This is a genomic window from Streptomyces sp. HUAS MG56 (assembly GCF_058673395.1).
Window position 1 is genome coordinate 5,217,544 of sequence record NZ_CM178722.1, and the last position, 13,649, is coordinate 5,231,192.

The following is a 13,649-nucleotide window of genomic DNA, read 5'->3' on the forward strand; positions in this document are numbered from 1 at the left end:
CACCTTCCAGCCGACCGAGTCGGGTGGGCGGGTGGGCGGGTGGGCCGGGAAACGCAATGGGCCCGCCCCCGGGAGCCAGGGGCGGGCCCTCTTGCGTCCTCGCGGTGGCACCGCCATGCAGCACCGCGAGGGGTCCTATGAGACCGGCTCGGCCTAGCCGAAGCGGCCGGAGATGTAGTCCTCGGTCGCCTGCGCCGACGGGTTGGAGAAGATCCGCTCCGTGTCGTCGATCTCGATCAGCCGGCCCGGCTGGCCGACGGCGGCCAGGTTGAAGAAGGCCGTACGGTCCGAGACACGCGCCGCCTGCTGCATGTTGTGCGTCACGATGACGATCGTGAAGCGCTCCTTCAGCTCGCCGATCAGGTCCTCGATGGCGAGGGTGGAGATCGGGTCCAGGGCGGAGCAGGGCTCGTCCATCAGCAGGACCTTCGGCTCCACCGCGATGGCGCGGGCGATGCAGAGGCGCTGCTGCTGGCCGCCGGAGAGGCCGGAGCCCGGCTTGTTCAGGCGGTCCTTGACCTCGTTCCAGAGGTTGGCGCCCTTGAGCGACTTCTCGACGATGTCGTTCAGCTCGGACTTCTTGAAGCTGCCGTTGAGGCGCAGACCCGCCGCCACGTTGTCGAAGATCGACATCGTGGGGAAGGGGTTGGGGCGCTGGAAGACCATGCCGACCTCGCGGCGCACGGACACCGGGTCGACGCCCGTGCCGTACAGGTCCTCGTCGTCCAGCAGCACCTTGCCCTCGACGCGGCCGCCGGGGGTGACCTCGTGCATACGGTTCAGGGTGCGCAGGAACGTCGACTTGCCGCAGCCGGAGGGGCCGATGAACGCCGTCACCGAGCGCGGCTCGACGGTCATCGAGATGTCCTCGATCGCCTTGTGGGAGCCGTAGTAGGCGGTCAGTCCGCTTACGTCGATTCGCTTGGCCATTACTACTTCACTACTTCCAAGTCTGGGGGTCAGCGACCGGTCTTCGGGGCCTTCCAGCGGGCGATGCCGCGGGCCACCAGGTTGAGGATCATCACGAAGGCGATCAGCGTGAGCGAAGCCGCCCAGGCGCGGTCGTAGGCCGCGGTCGAACCGGAGCTGTTCGCGTACTGCTGGTAGATGTACAGCGGCAGCGCCTGCTGCGCACCCGAGAACGGGTTGTTGTTGATGAAGGAGTTGCCCCACACCAGCAGCAGGATCGGCGCCGTCTCGCCCGCGATACGGGCGATCGCCAGCATGATGCCCGTGGTGATGCCGCCGATCGAGGTCGGCAGGACCACCTTCAGGATGGTGCGCCACTTGGGCACGCCGAGCGCCAGGGACGCCTCGCGCAGCTCGTTCGGTACGAGCTTCAGCATCTCCTCCGTGGAGCGGACCACGACCGGCATCATCAGGATGGCCAGGGCCAGCGAGCCGGCGAAGCCGAAGGGCTGCATGTCGAACATCAGCATCAGGCTGAGGATGAACAGACCCGCGACGATCGACGGGATACCGGTCATCACGTCGACGAAGAAGGTGACCGCCTTGGCGAGACCGCCACGGCCGTACTCCACCAGGTAGACGGCGGTGAGCACACCGACCGGGGCGCCGATCAGGGTGGCGAGACCGACCTGCTCCAGGCTGCCGATGATGGCGTGGTAGATACCGCCGCCCGGCTCGGAGTCGGCGACGACGCCCATGGAGTGCGTCAGGAAGTAGGGGTCGAGGACCTTCACACCGCGCTTGGCGGTGGTCCAGATCAGCGAGACCAGCGGGATGAGGGCGAGCAGGAAGGCCACCCAGACCAGGGAGGTGGCGATGCGGTCCTTGGCCTGCCGCTTGCCCTCGACCTTGGTCGCGATGGCGAACGTGGCGAAGAGGAACAGCAGCGCGGCGATCAGGCCCCACTCGACCTTGCTGCTCAGCCCCGCGCCCGCGCCGATGCCCACGGCGACCACGACGGAGCCGGCGGCGATCGCCCAGGGCGACCACTTCGGCAGACGTGCGCTGCGCAGGCTGTTGGGCAGCTTGTCGGTGACGGCTGCGGTGCTCATGCGTTGGCCCCCGAGTACTCCTTGCGGCGGGCGATGATCGCGCGGGCCGCGCCGTTGACCAGCAGGGTGATGACGAACAGGACGAGACCGGAGGCGATGAGCGCGTCACGGCCGTCCTGCGTGGCCTCGCCGAACTTGCTGGCGATGTTCTGGGCGAAGGTGCCGCCGCCCGGGTCGAGCAGGCTGGACTGGATGTCGAAGGTCGGCGAGAGCACGGTGGCGACGGCCATCGTCTCGCCGAGGGCGCGGCCGAGGCCGAGCATGGAGGCGGAGATCACGCCGGAGCGGCCGAAGGGCAGGACCGCCATGCGGATCACTTCCCAGCGCGTGGCGCCGAGGGCCAGCGCGGCCTCCTCGTGCATCTGCGGGACCTGGCGGAAGACCTCGCGGCTCACGTTGGTGATGATCGGCAGGATCATGATCGCGAGCAGGATGCCGACGGTGAGCATCGAGCGGGGGGCGCCGCCCTGCCAGGAGAAGATCCCGGTCCAGCCGAGGTAGTCGTTGAGCCAGCCGAACAGGCCGTTCAGGTGCGGTACGAGGATCAGGGCGCCCCACAGGCCGTAGACGATGGACGGCACGGCGGCGAGCAGGTCGATCACGTAGGCGACGGGACCGCTCAGCCTGCGCGGGGCGTAGTGGGTGAGGAACAGCGCGATCGCGACCGCCACCGGCACGGCCAGGACCATGGCGATCACCGAGGAGACCACGGTGCCGAAGGCCAGGACGGCGATGCCGAACGACGGCGGGATGAGGTTGGTGTTCCACTCGAAGGTGGTCAGGAAGTTCCCGTGGTCCTTGCTGATCGCGAGGGACGCGCGGTAGGTGAGGAAGACCGCTATCGCGGCCATGATCACCAGCAGCAGGATGCCCGAGCCGCGGGACAGGCCGAGGAAGATGCGGTCACCGGCGCGGGCCGTGCCGCGCGAGCTGCTCTTCCGTCCGGTCGTGGCCGGCTGGGGGGTGGGGGGAGATGCGTCAGTTGTCTTGGTCGATATGTCCATCGGGTTCTCCGGTCTGCGGAGCCGTGCACCCGGTGGGGTGCGTGGCTCGTGGCGGCGGTGCACCGGACGGTGCGGCCCGGCCCGCGGGGAGGCGGGAAAACCGGGCCGCACTCTCGGATCAGGTCAGCTGAGGCCCGCGACGGTGGTGCGGACCTTGCTGATGATCTCGTCGGGCATCGGCGCGTAGCTGATGCCGCTGAGGATCTTCTGGCCGTCCTCGGACGCGATGTAGTTGAGGAAGGACTTGACGGTGGGCAGGGTGTCGGCCTTGTTGCCCTTGTCGCAGGCGATCTCGTACGTCACCAGGGTGATCGGGTAGGCGCCGTCGACCTTGGTGTTGTAGTCGAGCTTCAGCGACAGGTCCTGGCCGGTGCCGACGACCTTGGCGGCGGCGATGGCCTTGGTGGCGCTGTCGGTGCTCGGGGCGACCGGCTGGGCGGCACCGGTGGCGATGCTGGCGGCCTTGACGCCGTCACCGACGTAGGACAGCTCGAAGTAGCCGATGGCGCCGTTGGTCTGCTTGACCTGCTGGGCCACACCGGAGGACTGGGCGGCGGACTGACCGCCGGAGGCCTGCCAGGTCTTGCCGCCCGAGTACTTCCAGTTGTCGGGGGTGGAGGCCTTCAGGTACTTGGTGAAGTTGTCCGTGGTGCCGGAGTCGTCCGAGCGGTGGAAGGCCTGGATCTTCAGGTCGGGAAGCTTCGCCTTCGGGTTCAGCTTCGCGATCGCCGGGTCGTTCCAGTTGTTGATCTTGCCGTCGAAGATCTTGGCGAGGGTCGGGGCGTCGAGGACGAGGTTGTCCACGCCGTTCAGGTTGTAACCGATGGCGATGGCGCCGCCGACCATCGGAAGGTCGATGCCCTGGCCGCCGGAGCAGACCTTCTTGGAGGCCGCGACTTCCGCGGGCTTCAGCGCGGAGTCCGAACCGGCCCACGGGATCTGGCCCTGGGTGAACGACGTCACACCGGCGCCGGAGCCGCCGGCCTTGTAGTTGATCTGCACGCCACAGGCCTGGGAGAAGTTCTTCACCCAGGCGTCGATCGCGTTCTTCTGCGCGGAAGAGCCGTCCGACAGCAGCTGGCCCTTGGCGCCGTCACACTTGATCGCGGAGGCGTTGGTGGACGACGACGGGTTGCCCGACGCGTTCGAACCGCCACCGGTGTTGTCGGAGCCGCACGCCGTCAGGGCCAGGGCGCCGGAGACGGCGATCGCGCCGAGGGAGATGGCGCGGAGCCGGTTCTTGCGCTGAAGCATCACTTTCGGGAGTTCCTTCCAGGAGCCGCCGCATGCGGCGGCGTGCGAGGTTGTGAGACGCGGGAGCTCAGCGCATCCAGGGCCGCACTCCGCATCGGGTACGGCCGAAATTAGGCAGAACAGGTGAAGCCGCCGATGGCCCTAAGTGAACGCGGGGTGAACCCCTGCCATCGGCCTGGTTAGGTCACGGAATGCTTACGGGGAGGGCACGCGCCGGTCCCGACCGCAGGGTTACACCCACGCGTCTTCGGCGTTCGAATCCCTGTGTGCGAACTGTTACGAACTTTCCCGCCCAGGATGCCGTCTCACCCCGGGAAGGACCAAGGGGGTCCGGGGGGACCGGGGAAAGGCAAGAGACGACGATGGGCATGGAACGGCGTACGTTCATCGCGGGCGGCGCGGCCGCACTGACCGCGACCGCACTGACCGGGTGCAGCACGGGCTCGGGTACGACCGCAAGCGCGGGAAACACGGGTTCATCCTCGCGCACGGCGCTGATGACCACCAGCCAGAGCGCCGCCGCGAACTGGACGGCCCTCGCCCGCGACCTGGACGGCACCCTGGTCCGCCCCGGCGACGCGGCCTGGAAGACGGCGCACCAGCTCTACAACACCCGCTTCGACACCCTGAAGCCCGCCGCCGTCGCCTACGTCGCGCACGCCGACGACATACGCACCACTCTCGCCTACGCCCACTCCCACGGCATCCGGATCTCCATACGCAACGGCGGCCACTCCTACGCCGGCTACTCCTCGGGCACGGGCCGTCTCATCCTCGACGTCTCCAGGCTGAACGGCATCCGAGTCAGCGGCGGCCAGGCGGTCGTCGGCGCCGGCTCCAAGCTGATCGACGTCTACCGGGCGCTCGCGGCCAAGGGCGTGACCATACCCGCGGGCTCCTGCCCGTCGGTCGGCGTCTCCGGCCTGGTCCTCGGCGGCGGCCACGGCGTGGCCTCCCGCGCCTACGGCCTGACCTGCGACAGTCTCACCCAGGCGACCGTGATCACGGCGGACGGCACCCAGGTCACGGCGAACGCGTCGTCGCACTCCGACCTCTTCTGGGCGCTGCGCGGCGCGGGCAACGGCAACTTCGGCGTCGTCACCGAGCTCCAGTTCAGGACCCACGCGGCACCGCAGGCGGTCACGGCGTACCTGACCTGGCCGTGGTCGAAGGCGGCGGCGGTCCTGAAGGCCTGGCAGGAGTGGGGCCCGACCCAGCCCGACGAGATCTGGTCCTCCCTCCACCTGGAGTGCTCCCCGGGCCGCACGCCCGGCATCTCGGTGGCCTGCTTCTCGATGGGAACGTACGGCGAGCTCCAGAACGCCGTGGACCGCCTCGCCCACCTGGCAGGCGCGAACGCCTCCTCGGTCACCCTGCGCCGCAAGGGCTACGAGGAGGCGATGGAGGCCTACGCCGGCTGCACGTCCTTCTCCTCCGACGCCCAGTGCCACCTGCCGGGCTCGACCCCGGGCCGCTCCCCGCAGGGCGCGCTCGGCCGGGAGACCTACGCGGCCCGCTCCGACTTCTTCGACCGCTCCCTGTCCGCGGCGGGCATCCAGACGGTGCTGCGGCAGATCGCCTCGGTCCGGGGCGGCGCGGGCAGCATCGCCTTCACGGCCCTCGGCGGCGCGGTCAACCGCGTCAGCCCCACGGCCACGGCCTTCGTCCACCGCCGCTCGCGCATGCTGGCGCAGTACATCGCGTCCTGGGGCGCGGGCGCCTCCGGCACCACGGCCCAGTCCTGGCTGACGTCGGCACACGGCGCCATGCAGCCGTACGCCTCCGGCGCCGCGTACCAGAACTACACGGACCCGACCCTGAGCAACTGGCGCAAGGCCTACTACGGGGACGCGGCGAGCCGCCTGGGCAAGGTGAAGCAGAGCTACGACCCACAGCGCTTCTTCTCCTACGCGCAGGGGCTCTGAGGAACCCCGGGCGGGATCCGGACCCGGCTCCTACGCCGCCAGATCCCGCTCCTCGTTCTCGACGGAGTGGCGGGCGCCGGGCAGCAGCGCCCCGTCCCGCCCGCCGTCCCGCGCGGCCCGGCTCCGCACGATCCACCCCGCTCGCGGCGACCGCTCCACCGCCCGCATCAGCGGGGTGAGCAGGGCCATGGCCGCCGGGGACAGCAGCAGGGCGACGGCCGTGCCGAGGGCGAAGCCGCCGACGACGTCCGTCGGATAGTGCACGCCCATGTACACCCGGCAGAACCCTTCCAGCAGTGCGAGCCCGATCCCCGCGATGCCGAAGCGGCGGTTGGCGACGAACAGGCCGACGCCGAGGGCCATGGTGATGGTGGCGTGGTCGCTGACGAAGGAGAAGTCGGTCTTGCCGGGGACGAGGACGTCGAGCCCCTGGTGATCGACGAAGGGCCGGGGCCGTCCCACGAACCCCCGGATGGGGATGTTGACGAGTACGGCGAGGCCGGCGGCGAGCGGCGCCCACACCAGCGCGGCGACGGACGACACGGCGTCCTCCCCGCCCCGGCGCCGCACGGACCACCAGCACCACACCACCAGCAGCACCATGGCGAGCAGCAGCCCGTACTCCCCGACGAACTCCATCACCCGGTCGAACCAGTGCGGAGCGTCCTTGGCAAGGCCGTTGATGTCGTAGAGCAGGCCGACGTCGGGGTTCGATCCGGATTCGGCGAGTACAGCCATGGTGCTGCGGCCCCTTCGTCGTCTACCGGACGCACCTCATGTGCGCCGCTCCTGCCCCCCGTGGTGCGTAGATCCGCTTCCGCTGCACGTCCGCTCGGCTACGTCAACAGGAACGCACAGCCCTCCCCAATACGTTCCACTCTCCACTGAAAGATCACGCAGACGTTATCGAAGAGAGACTCGTCTTCGCAGCTCAGGGGGTGGGTTCACGCTCCGTCTCAGACCGCCGTGGGGAGCGCTTTTGCGCCATCCGCGGTGACGCGGGTGGCACCGAAGTAGTCGCGCGCGTCGATGGGATCGAACCGGATCACCGCACCCGTACGCGGCGCGTCGATCATGTACCCGCCGCCGACGTAGATCCCCACGTGATGGATGGCCCGCGAGTCGCTGGGATCGGTGGAGAAGAACACCAGGTCGCCCGGGAGCAGTTGATCCCGCGACGGATGCGGTCCGGCGTTGTACTGGTCGTTGGCCACGCGCGGCAGCGTGATGCCGACCTTGGCGTACGCGGCCTGCGTCAGCCCCGAACAGTCGAACCGCCCACCCTGCTCGGCGGTCCCCTCCCCACCCCACAGATACGGCGTCCCGAGCTTGCTCTGCGCGAACGCGATGGCCCCGGCGGCCTGTTGACTGGGATCGATGCGGGTGACGGGGGCGGCGAAACTCTGCGACAGGCTGCGGATGCTCTTGACGTAGTCCTGCGTCTCGCTGATGGCCGGCACCCCGCCGGCCTTTATCACCCGGTACGCACCGGCGTTGTAGGCGGCGAGCATGTTGTCGGAGACGTCGCCCGGCACGCTCTTCACGTCCTTGGCCAACTGGCAGTCGTACGAAGCCGCCGAAGGAATCGCGTCGCCCGGGTCCCAGACGTTCCGCTTGCCGTCGCCGTTGCCGTCGATGCCGTAGATGGCCCACGTGCCGGGGATGAACTGTGCGATGCCCTGCGCGTTGGCGGGGCTGACGGCAGTCGGGTTCCAGCCGCTCTCCTGGTACAACTGGGCGGCGAGCAGCGCCGGGGTGAGCTGCGGGCACAGGTTGCCCCACTTCTGCACGAGCCCCTGGTACGCGGCCGGTACGGCGCCCTTGGCCAGCGCCCGGCCTGCCGAGGCCACCCCGCCCGCGAGGTTCCCGGCGACGACGTAGACCCCGACCACGAGCAGCGCGACGAAGCTCATGCCGAGCCCGACGGCCGCCCCACCGAACACCCATACCTTCCGCACGGTCCAACTTTCCCCCATGCCCGAGCGGTTCAAGGCTCTTTTTGCGTGATGTGGCGTCATTTCACAGTGACACCACGGCACGTGACGGGGGTGTAGTCACCGGGCGGTGGCCGGATCGATGCTGTGCGGCGGTTTCACGCTGATGATGAGCCGGGATCCCGGGCAGCGAGGATCACGTTCCGCGGTTCAGGTCCCGAGGCGTGACTCCCTGCTCATGGACGGCCGCGAGGCCCTGCCATGAAGATCAACCAGCCGTGGCGTCCTTGTACAGCTCCGTCGCCTCGCTGCCCAGCACCACGCTGTACGACACGTCGTCGGTCGAACCGCCCTGTTCGTGGCCGCCGAGGATGCCGACGACCTGGTTGTCGCCGTTGACCCAGGGGCTGCCGCTGGTGCCGGCGGTGAAGGAGGGGCAGTCGATGCGCTGCTGGGTCCTGCTGTGCGGGGTCGGCTTGTTGGTGCAGCTGATCGGCACCTCGCGGGAGTCCGGGTAGCCGACGACGGTCACGGCGGTGGCACCGGTGGCCGTACCGGGCGTGAAGCGGTTGGCCCCGACCACGTCCTCCAGGCGCCGGCCGTTCGCGTTCTCGACGGTGACGAAGGCGAGGTCGCTGTCCTCGTCCTGGTCCTTGGCCCATCCGTCGGGCAGGTAGCGCCTGCCCAGCTTCCACACCCCGTACGGCGCGTGTCCGTCCCGGTAGCCGGGCACGAAGAGCAGCTTGTCGTCGGCGCTGCTCACGCAGTGCGCCGCCGTGGCGACGAGATCGCCCCCGGGGCTGTGCACGACCGAGGCCGTGCAGTAGTGGCCGCCCTTGAGATCACCGGCGTGGTCCGCGCCGACGAGCACACCGATCCGTGCGGTGTGCCGGTTCACCGAGGCATCGGCGGTGACCCCGAGGGGCCCCGACGCCTCATCCGCGGCCGCCACGGACGCCGAGGTCAGGGCGAGCATCACCACCGCGCCGAGCAGTGCGGGGCGCGAGGTGAGCGTGATGCGTGAGATGCGCTTCATCAGCCTCCACTCTGCCCCGCGATCGTGAGAATCCCTCTGAGACTTAACTGAGATTTTCCTGTGAAACCTCCGGTTGGGCCCAGAGCCTCACCCGTAGACAGGGAAGTCACCCGTCGCGACATCACCGTGCAGCGGCTCGGGCAACGGTACCGGCTCCCCGAACTTACCTGGCAGCACGTCCTGGTAGGCGCCGTCGTCAGGCCGGGTGTGCAGGGTCCAGGTGGCCTTGCGCGGGTCGATGACGAGCAGCACGGGGACGCGGGCCACGGCGTACCAGTCGGCCTTGTCGCGGATGTCGCGGGATTTCTCAGAGGGAGAGATGACCTCGACGGCGAGTGCGGCGTCCTCGGGGTCGGCAAGCCAGTTCTCGTCCTGCCTCCGTTCTTCCGCCTTGCCGGCGTCTTCGGCCGCGCGAGCGGGTTCGGTGGGAGGTCCGACGTCCCGCTCGGCTTTGGAACCACCGTACTGGGCGACCTCCTGTCGCGCCTCCACGTCACGCACAGTCACCGTCACCATGAGCACACACCTCCTCACGTTCCGATCGGGCACGATTACAGTAAGCCACGGCTCTGACAGTCCGCCCACAGCAGCTTCCCGCCTCTGGACGCACCCAGCTCCCGCAGCACGGAGACACCCCAGGAGTCGGCACAGGCCCGTACGAGGTGCAGGCCGCGCCCGCTTTCCGCGTCGTCCGCCGGCGCGGGCTCGGGTACGGCGTCGGCGGCGGAGCCAGGCGGGACCCGGGGGCCGGGGAGAAGTCGTGCGCGGCGAGGGCGAACGCGATCACATCACCCTGCGCACCATCACGTTCGATGTCGGCGCCTGCCCGGGCCCTGGCCAGTCCATCCTCTACACCCACGGCCCGGTGCCGCAGTTGGACACCATCCAGCTCGATCAGTCCCACGGCGTCTCATTCCTCGATGCCGACGCCCAACTCCACAAGTGCCGAACGCTCTTTGACCGGATCGACGCCGTCGCACTCAGCCCGGACAAGACCCGTGACCACATCCACGACCTGATGCGAGAGCTGTGAGGGACCACCGATGAACCCGAACTGGCAGAAGTCCTCTTATTGCAGCGAGGGCAACTCCCCGGCGGCCTTCGGCACCCTGATAGCCGCCCTCAAGAAGAAGCCGGCGCCCGTCAGCGAAGGCGCCCACGAGTGGCAGTTGCAGCCGCCGTGAGCCGTCAGCTCACCGGCTTCAGCCCCCACGCCACCCCCGTCATCTCCTCCGACAGCGTCCACAGCCGTCGCGCCGCCGCCGGGTCGCTCGCCGCCGCGCTGCGGCCGACCAGGGTCGGGGCGCCGCGCATCTCGCCGAGGCCGTCCGGGCCGACGTACGCCGCGCCGGGCAGGTCCTGGCTCGCGGCGAACAACGTGGGCAGGGCGCCGGCCCGGTCGCTCTGGGCGAACACCTTGTTGCCGACCGCCATGACTCCCCTCATGAGGGCACTCCCGTGGTGGCTCTGCAGGTTGGTGGCGGCGTAGCCGGGGTGGGCGGACAGGGCCCGCACCGGGGAGCCGGCCTCGGCGAGGCGGCGCTGGAGCTCCAGGGTGAACAGGAGGTTCGCGAGCTTGGACTGGGCGTAGGCGCGGGTCGGGGTGTAGCGGCCGCGCAGGTTCACGTCCTCGAAGCTGATCACCCCGTCGCCCCCGCGGTGCAGACCGGAGGAGACCGTGACCACGCGGTCCGTCACATACGGCAGCAGCAGGTTCGTCAGCGCGAAGTGCCCGAGGTGGTTCGTGCCGAACTGCATCTCGAAGCCCTGCTGCGTGCGCTGCTCGGGCAGCATCATCACGCCCGCGTTGTTGATCAGCAGGTCCAGCGGGCGGTCCCAGCCGGCCGCGAACTCGCGCACCGAGTCGAGGTCGGCCAGGTCCAGCCGGCGCACCTCCGTGCTGCCGCCGGCCCGCGCCGCGGCGGCGCCGCCGCGCGCGAGGTCCCGTACGGCGAACACCACGTGCGCTCCGGCCCCGGCGAGCGCCTGGGCCGTCACGAGGCCGAGGCCGCTGTTGGCGCCGGTGATCACAGCCGTACGACCGCTGAAGTCGGGGAGGTCGGTCACGTTCCACTTGTGAGTAGCCATACCCCGAATGTAGGCATCGACAACAAAGCTGTCAACGACAACATCCCGTTACCATGGTGGGCATGCCGCGCCTGTCCTCCTCCTCGCCGTCTCCCTCCCGCCGTCCCTACCACCACGGAGACCTGCGCACCGCCCTGCTCAAGAGCGCCGAGCGCACCCTGCGCGAGAAGGGCGTCGGCGCGCTCTCGCTGCGCGAGCTGGCCCGGGACATCGGCGTGAGTCACGCCGCCCCGGGCCGGCACTTCAAGGACAAGCAGGCCCTGCTCGACGCCCTCGCGCTGGACGGGTACGAGCGGCTGAACCGGGCGCTGGACTCCGCCGTCGAGGACCCCGGCCTCGGCCTTGAGGGACGGCTGGCCGCACTCGCCCGCGCCTACCTCGGCTTCGCCGTCGAGAACCCCGAGCTGCTGGAGCTGATGTTCGCGCGCAAGCACGCCCCCGAAGACTCCGCCCGCTCCGACAGCTCCGAACTGCTCGCCACGGCCGTCGACCTCTCCCTCGGCTCCATCACGCGGATGATCGCGGACGCCCAGGAGCGAGGGGAGATCGTCGCGGGCGACCCCGAGCGGATCACCATGGTCGCCGCCGCGAGCCTGCACGGCCTCGCCGCCCTCATCGCCGCTTGCGCGCTCGACGCCGAGGAGGCCGTGCGCGGCCTGGACGAACACGTCCATCTGCTGCTGAACGGACTCCGGCCGCGGTAACACGCTCTCGCCACCCGTCAGTTACGCGCGTAGCCGCACCCTTCGGCCGCCGTCTGTGCCCGCCCTGTGCCCCAGGTCAAGCCACTCCCAGCACAGAGCCAGCACACGGCCATTGATCAGTAAGCCTCCGCCCGACTTCAGTAACGCGGGAGTCAGAATTCCAAGACCCTTCTTGTTGTCGCGTACTCAACAAGCAAGGGTCGAACCCGGGCCGCCGCCCCCACCGGTCACCCACCGGTGGACTCCCACACCCGCAGGCCTCTGTCACCCACTTCCAGGAGGCTGTACCTTGCGTACGTCCACCCACAACTCCCCCCACATACGCGGTAGATGGCGCCGCCTCGGCACCGCGGCCGCGGCCACCGCCGCGCTCGCCCTCGCCGGCTTCGGCACCGCGGCCCACGCGAGCGCCACCACCGCCACCACCGGCCACACGGCGGCCACCAAGGTGAGCGCCCAGGCCGTCGCCGCCCAGGTCGCCAAGGCCCATGTGCGCTACGCGAAGGCGTGTGCCGCGACCCCGAAGAAGGGCTTCGCCGCCTGCAACGCGCTCCGTGTCACCGGCGGCACCACCGCCTTCATGGAGAAGCAGGCCGCCCTCAAGGGCATCGCACCGAAGACCGTCTCGCCGAACGCCGCCTCCGATTCCCCCACCGGATACGGCCCCTCGGACCTCCAGTCGGCCTACGGCCTGACCTCCGCGGCCTCCGCCAACGGCTCGGGCGAGACCGTCGCCATCGTCGACGCCTACGACGACCCGAACGCGGCGGCCGACCTCGCGACGTACCGGTCGTACTACGGCCTGCCGTCCTGCACCACGTCCAACGGCTGCTTCAAGAAGGTCAGCCAGACCGGCTCCACCACCTCGCTCCCCACCGCCGACAGCGGCTGGGCCGGTGAGGAGTCCCTCGACCTCGACATGGTCAGCGCGGTCTGCCCGAACTGCAACATCCTGCTCGTCGAGGCCAAGTCGGCGTCCGACGCGAACCTCGGCACCGCGGTGAACGAGGCCGTCAGGCTCGGCGCGAAGTTCGTCTCCAACAGCTACGGCGGCTCGGAGTCCTCCTCCGACACCTCTTACGACTCCTCGTACTACAACCACCCTGGCGTCGCCATCACCGCCAGCGCGGGCGACAGCGCCTACGGCGCCGAGTACCCGGCCGCCTCCCAGTACGTCACCGCCGTCGGCGGCACCGCCCTGTCCACGGACTCCAGCAGCCGCGGCTGGACCGAGTCCGTCTGGAACACCTCCAGCACCGAGGGCACCGGCTCCGGCTGCTCGGCCAACGACCCCAAGCCCAGCTGGCAGACCGACAGCGGCTGCTCCACCCGCATGATCGCCGACGTGTCCGCCGTGGCCGACCCCGCCACCGGCGTCTCGGTCTACGACACCTACCAGGCGAGCGGCTGGAACACCTACGGCGGCACCAGCGCCTCCTCGCCGATCATCGCCTCGGTCTACGCCCTCGCCGGCACCCCGGGCAGCAGTGACTACCCGGCCCAGTACCCGTACAACGCGGCCGGCACCTCCGCCCTCAACGACGTGACGAGCGGCAGCAACGGCACCTGCGACACGGACTACTTCTGCACCGCCGGGCCCGGCTACGACGGCCCGACCGGCTGGGGCACGCCGCAGGGCACGTCCGCCTTCAGCGCGGGCTGACCCCACAAGGATCCACCCCG

14 protein-coding genes are annotated in these 13,649 nt (G+C 69.7%); 5 read left to right on the top strand and 9 right to left on the bottom strand.

Going from position 1 to position 13,649, the window contains the following annotated elements; genetic code table 11:
• Positions 1–153: 153 nt before the first annotated feature.
• The 4 genes from pstB to pstS form a co-directional block, all read right to left on the bottom strand.
• Positions 154–930, bottom strand: coding sequence for a phosphate ABC transporter ATP-binding protein PstB (pstB, locus tag AC4OXY_RS24725; RefSeq protein ID WP_491991086.1), 777 nt, complete (start codon positions 928–930; stop codon positions 154–156).
• Between the two features lie 29 nt (positions 931–959).
• A complete protein-coding gene (gene pstA, locus AC4OXY_RS24730; RefSeq protein WP_356020536.1) occupies positions 960–2,021 on the bottom strand; it encodes a phosphate ABC transporter permease PstA in 1,062 nt (353 codons plus the stop codon).
• A complete protein-coding gene (pstC, locus tag AC4OXY_RS24735; protein WP_356020539.1) occupies positions 2,018–3,025 on the bottom strand; it encodes a phosphate ABC transporter permease subunit PstC in 1,008 nt (335 codons plus the stop codon). The genes pstA and pstC overlap by 4 nt, the downstream gene beginning before the upstream one ends.
• Before the next feature lie 123 nt (positions 3,026–3,148).
• On the bottom strand, positions 3,149–4,282 hold the full coding sequence (pstS, locus tag AC4OXY_RS24740; RefSeq protein WP_362816969.1) for a phosphate ABC transporter substrate-binding protein PstS: 1,134 nt from the start codon (positions 4,280–4,282) through the stop codon (positions 3,149–3,151).
• Positions 4,283–4,647: 365 nt separating this feature from the next.
• Here pstS and AC4OXY_RS24745 point away from each other — a divergent pair, with 365 nt between their 5' ends.
• Positions 4,648–6,204: an FAD-binding oxidoreductase gene (locus AC4OXY_RS24745; RefSeq protein ID WP_402062510.1), complete on the top strand. Its 1,557-nt coding sequence runs from the start codon at positions 4,648–4,650 to the stop codon at positions 6,202–6,204.
• Positions 6,205–6,234: 30 nt separating this feature from the next.
• On the opposite strand, the gene AC4OXY_RS24750 is transcribed toward AC4OXY_RS24745, so the two are convergent.
• The 4 genes from AC4OXY_RS24750 to AC4OXY_RS24765 all read right to left on the bottom strand — a co-directional run bounded on the left by AC4OXY_RS24750 (position 6,235) and on the right by AC4OXY_RS24765 (position 9,690).
• Positions 6,235–6,942, bottom strand: a complete 708-nt coding sequence (locus tag AC4OXY_RS24750) for a phosphatase PAP2 family protein (RefSeq protein WP_356020546.1) — start codon at positions 6,940–6,942, stop codon at positions 6,235–6,237.
• Between the two features lie 218 nt (positions 6,943–7,160).
• Positions 7,161–8,180 (bottom strand): C40 family peptidase, encoded by a 1,020-nt coding sequence (locus tag AC4OXY_RS24755; protein ID WP_362816975.1) that lies wholly within the window; start codon positions 8,178–8,180, stop codon positions 7,161–7,163.
• A 226-nt stretch (positions 8,181–8,406) separates the two neighbouring features.
• Positions 8,407–9,174: a trypsin-like peptidase domain-containing protein gene (locus AC4OXY_RS24760; protein ID WP_356020550.1), complete on the bottom strand. Its 768-nt coding sequence runs from the start codon at positions 9,172–9,174 to the stop codon at positions 8,407–8,409.
• Positions 9,175–9,261: 87 nt separating this feature from the next.
• Positions 9,262–9,690 carry a Uma2 family endonuclease gene (locus tag AC4OXY_RS24765; protein WP_491991087.1) on the bottom strand — a complete coding sequence of 143 codons (429 nt, stop codon included), beginning with the start codon at positions 9,688–9,690 and terminating at the stop codon, positions 9,262–9,264.
• A gap of 244 nt (positions 9,691–9,934) precedes the next feature.
• On the opposite strand from AC4OXY_RS24765, the gene AC4OXY_RS24770 reads away from it, so the two are divergent.
• On the top strand, positions 9,935–10,207 hold the full coding sequence (locus AC4OXY_RS24770; protein WP_491991088.1) for a Scr1 family TA system antitoxin-like transcriptional regulator: 273 nt from the start codon (positions 9,935–9,937) through the stop codon (positions 10,205–10,207).
• Between the two features lie 10 nt (positions 10,208–10,217).
• Positions 10,218–10,358, top strand: coding sequence for a hypothetical protein (locus AC4OXY_RS24775; RefSeq protein ID WP_491991089.1), 141 nt, complete (start codon positions 10,218–10,220; stop codon positions 10,356–10,358).
• A gap of 4 nt (positions 10,359–10,362) precedes the next feature.
• Here the strand turns inward: AC4OXY_RS24775 and AC4OXY_RS24780 are convergent, their stop codons facing one another.
• Positions 10,363–11,262: an oxidoreductase gene (locus tag AC4OXY_RS24780; protein ID WP_356020558.1), complete on the bottom strand. Its 900-nt coding sequence runs from the start codon at positions 11,260–11,262 to the stop codon at positions 10,363–10,365.
• Between the two features lie 62 nt (positions 11,263–11,324).
• Between AC4OXY_RS24780 and AC4OXY_RS24785 the strand changes: the two genes are divergently transcribed.
• A complete protein-coding gene (locus AC4OXY_RS24785) occupies positions 11,325–11,966 on the top strand; it encodes a TetR/AcrR family transcriptional regulator (protein ID WP_376295455.1) in 642 nt (213 codons plus the stop codon).
• A gap of 289 nt (positions 11,967–12,255) precedes the next feature.
• Positions 12,256–13,629: a S53 family peptidase gene (locus AC4OXY_RS24790; protein WP_491991090.1), complete on the top strand. Its 1,374-nt coding sequence runs from the start codon at positions 12,256–12,258 to the stop codon at positions 13,627–13,629.
• Positions 13,630–13,649: the final 20 nt, after the last annotated feature.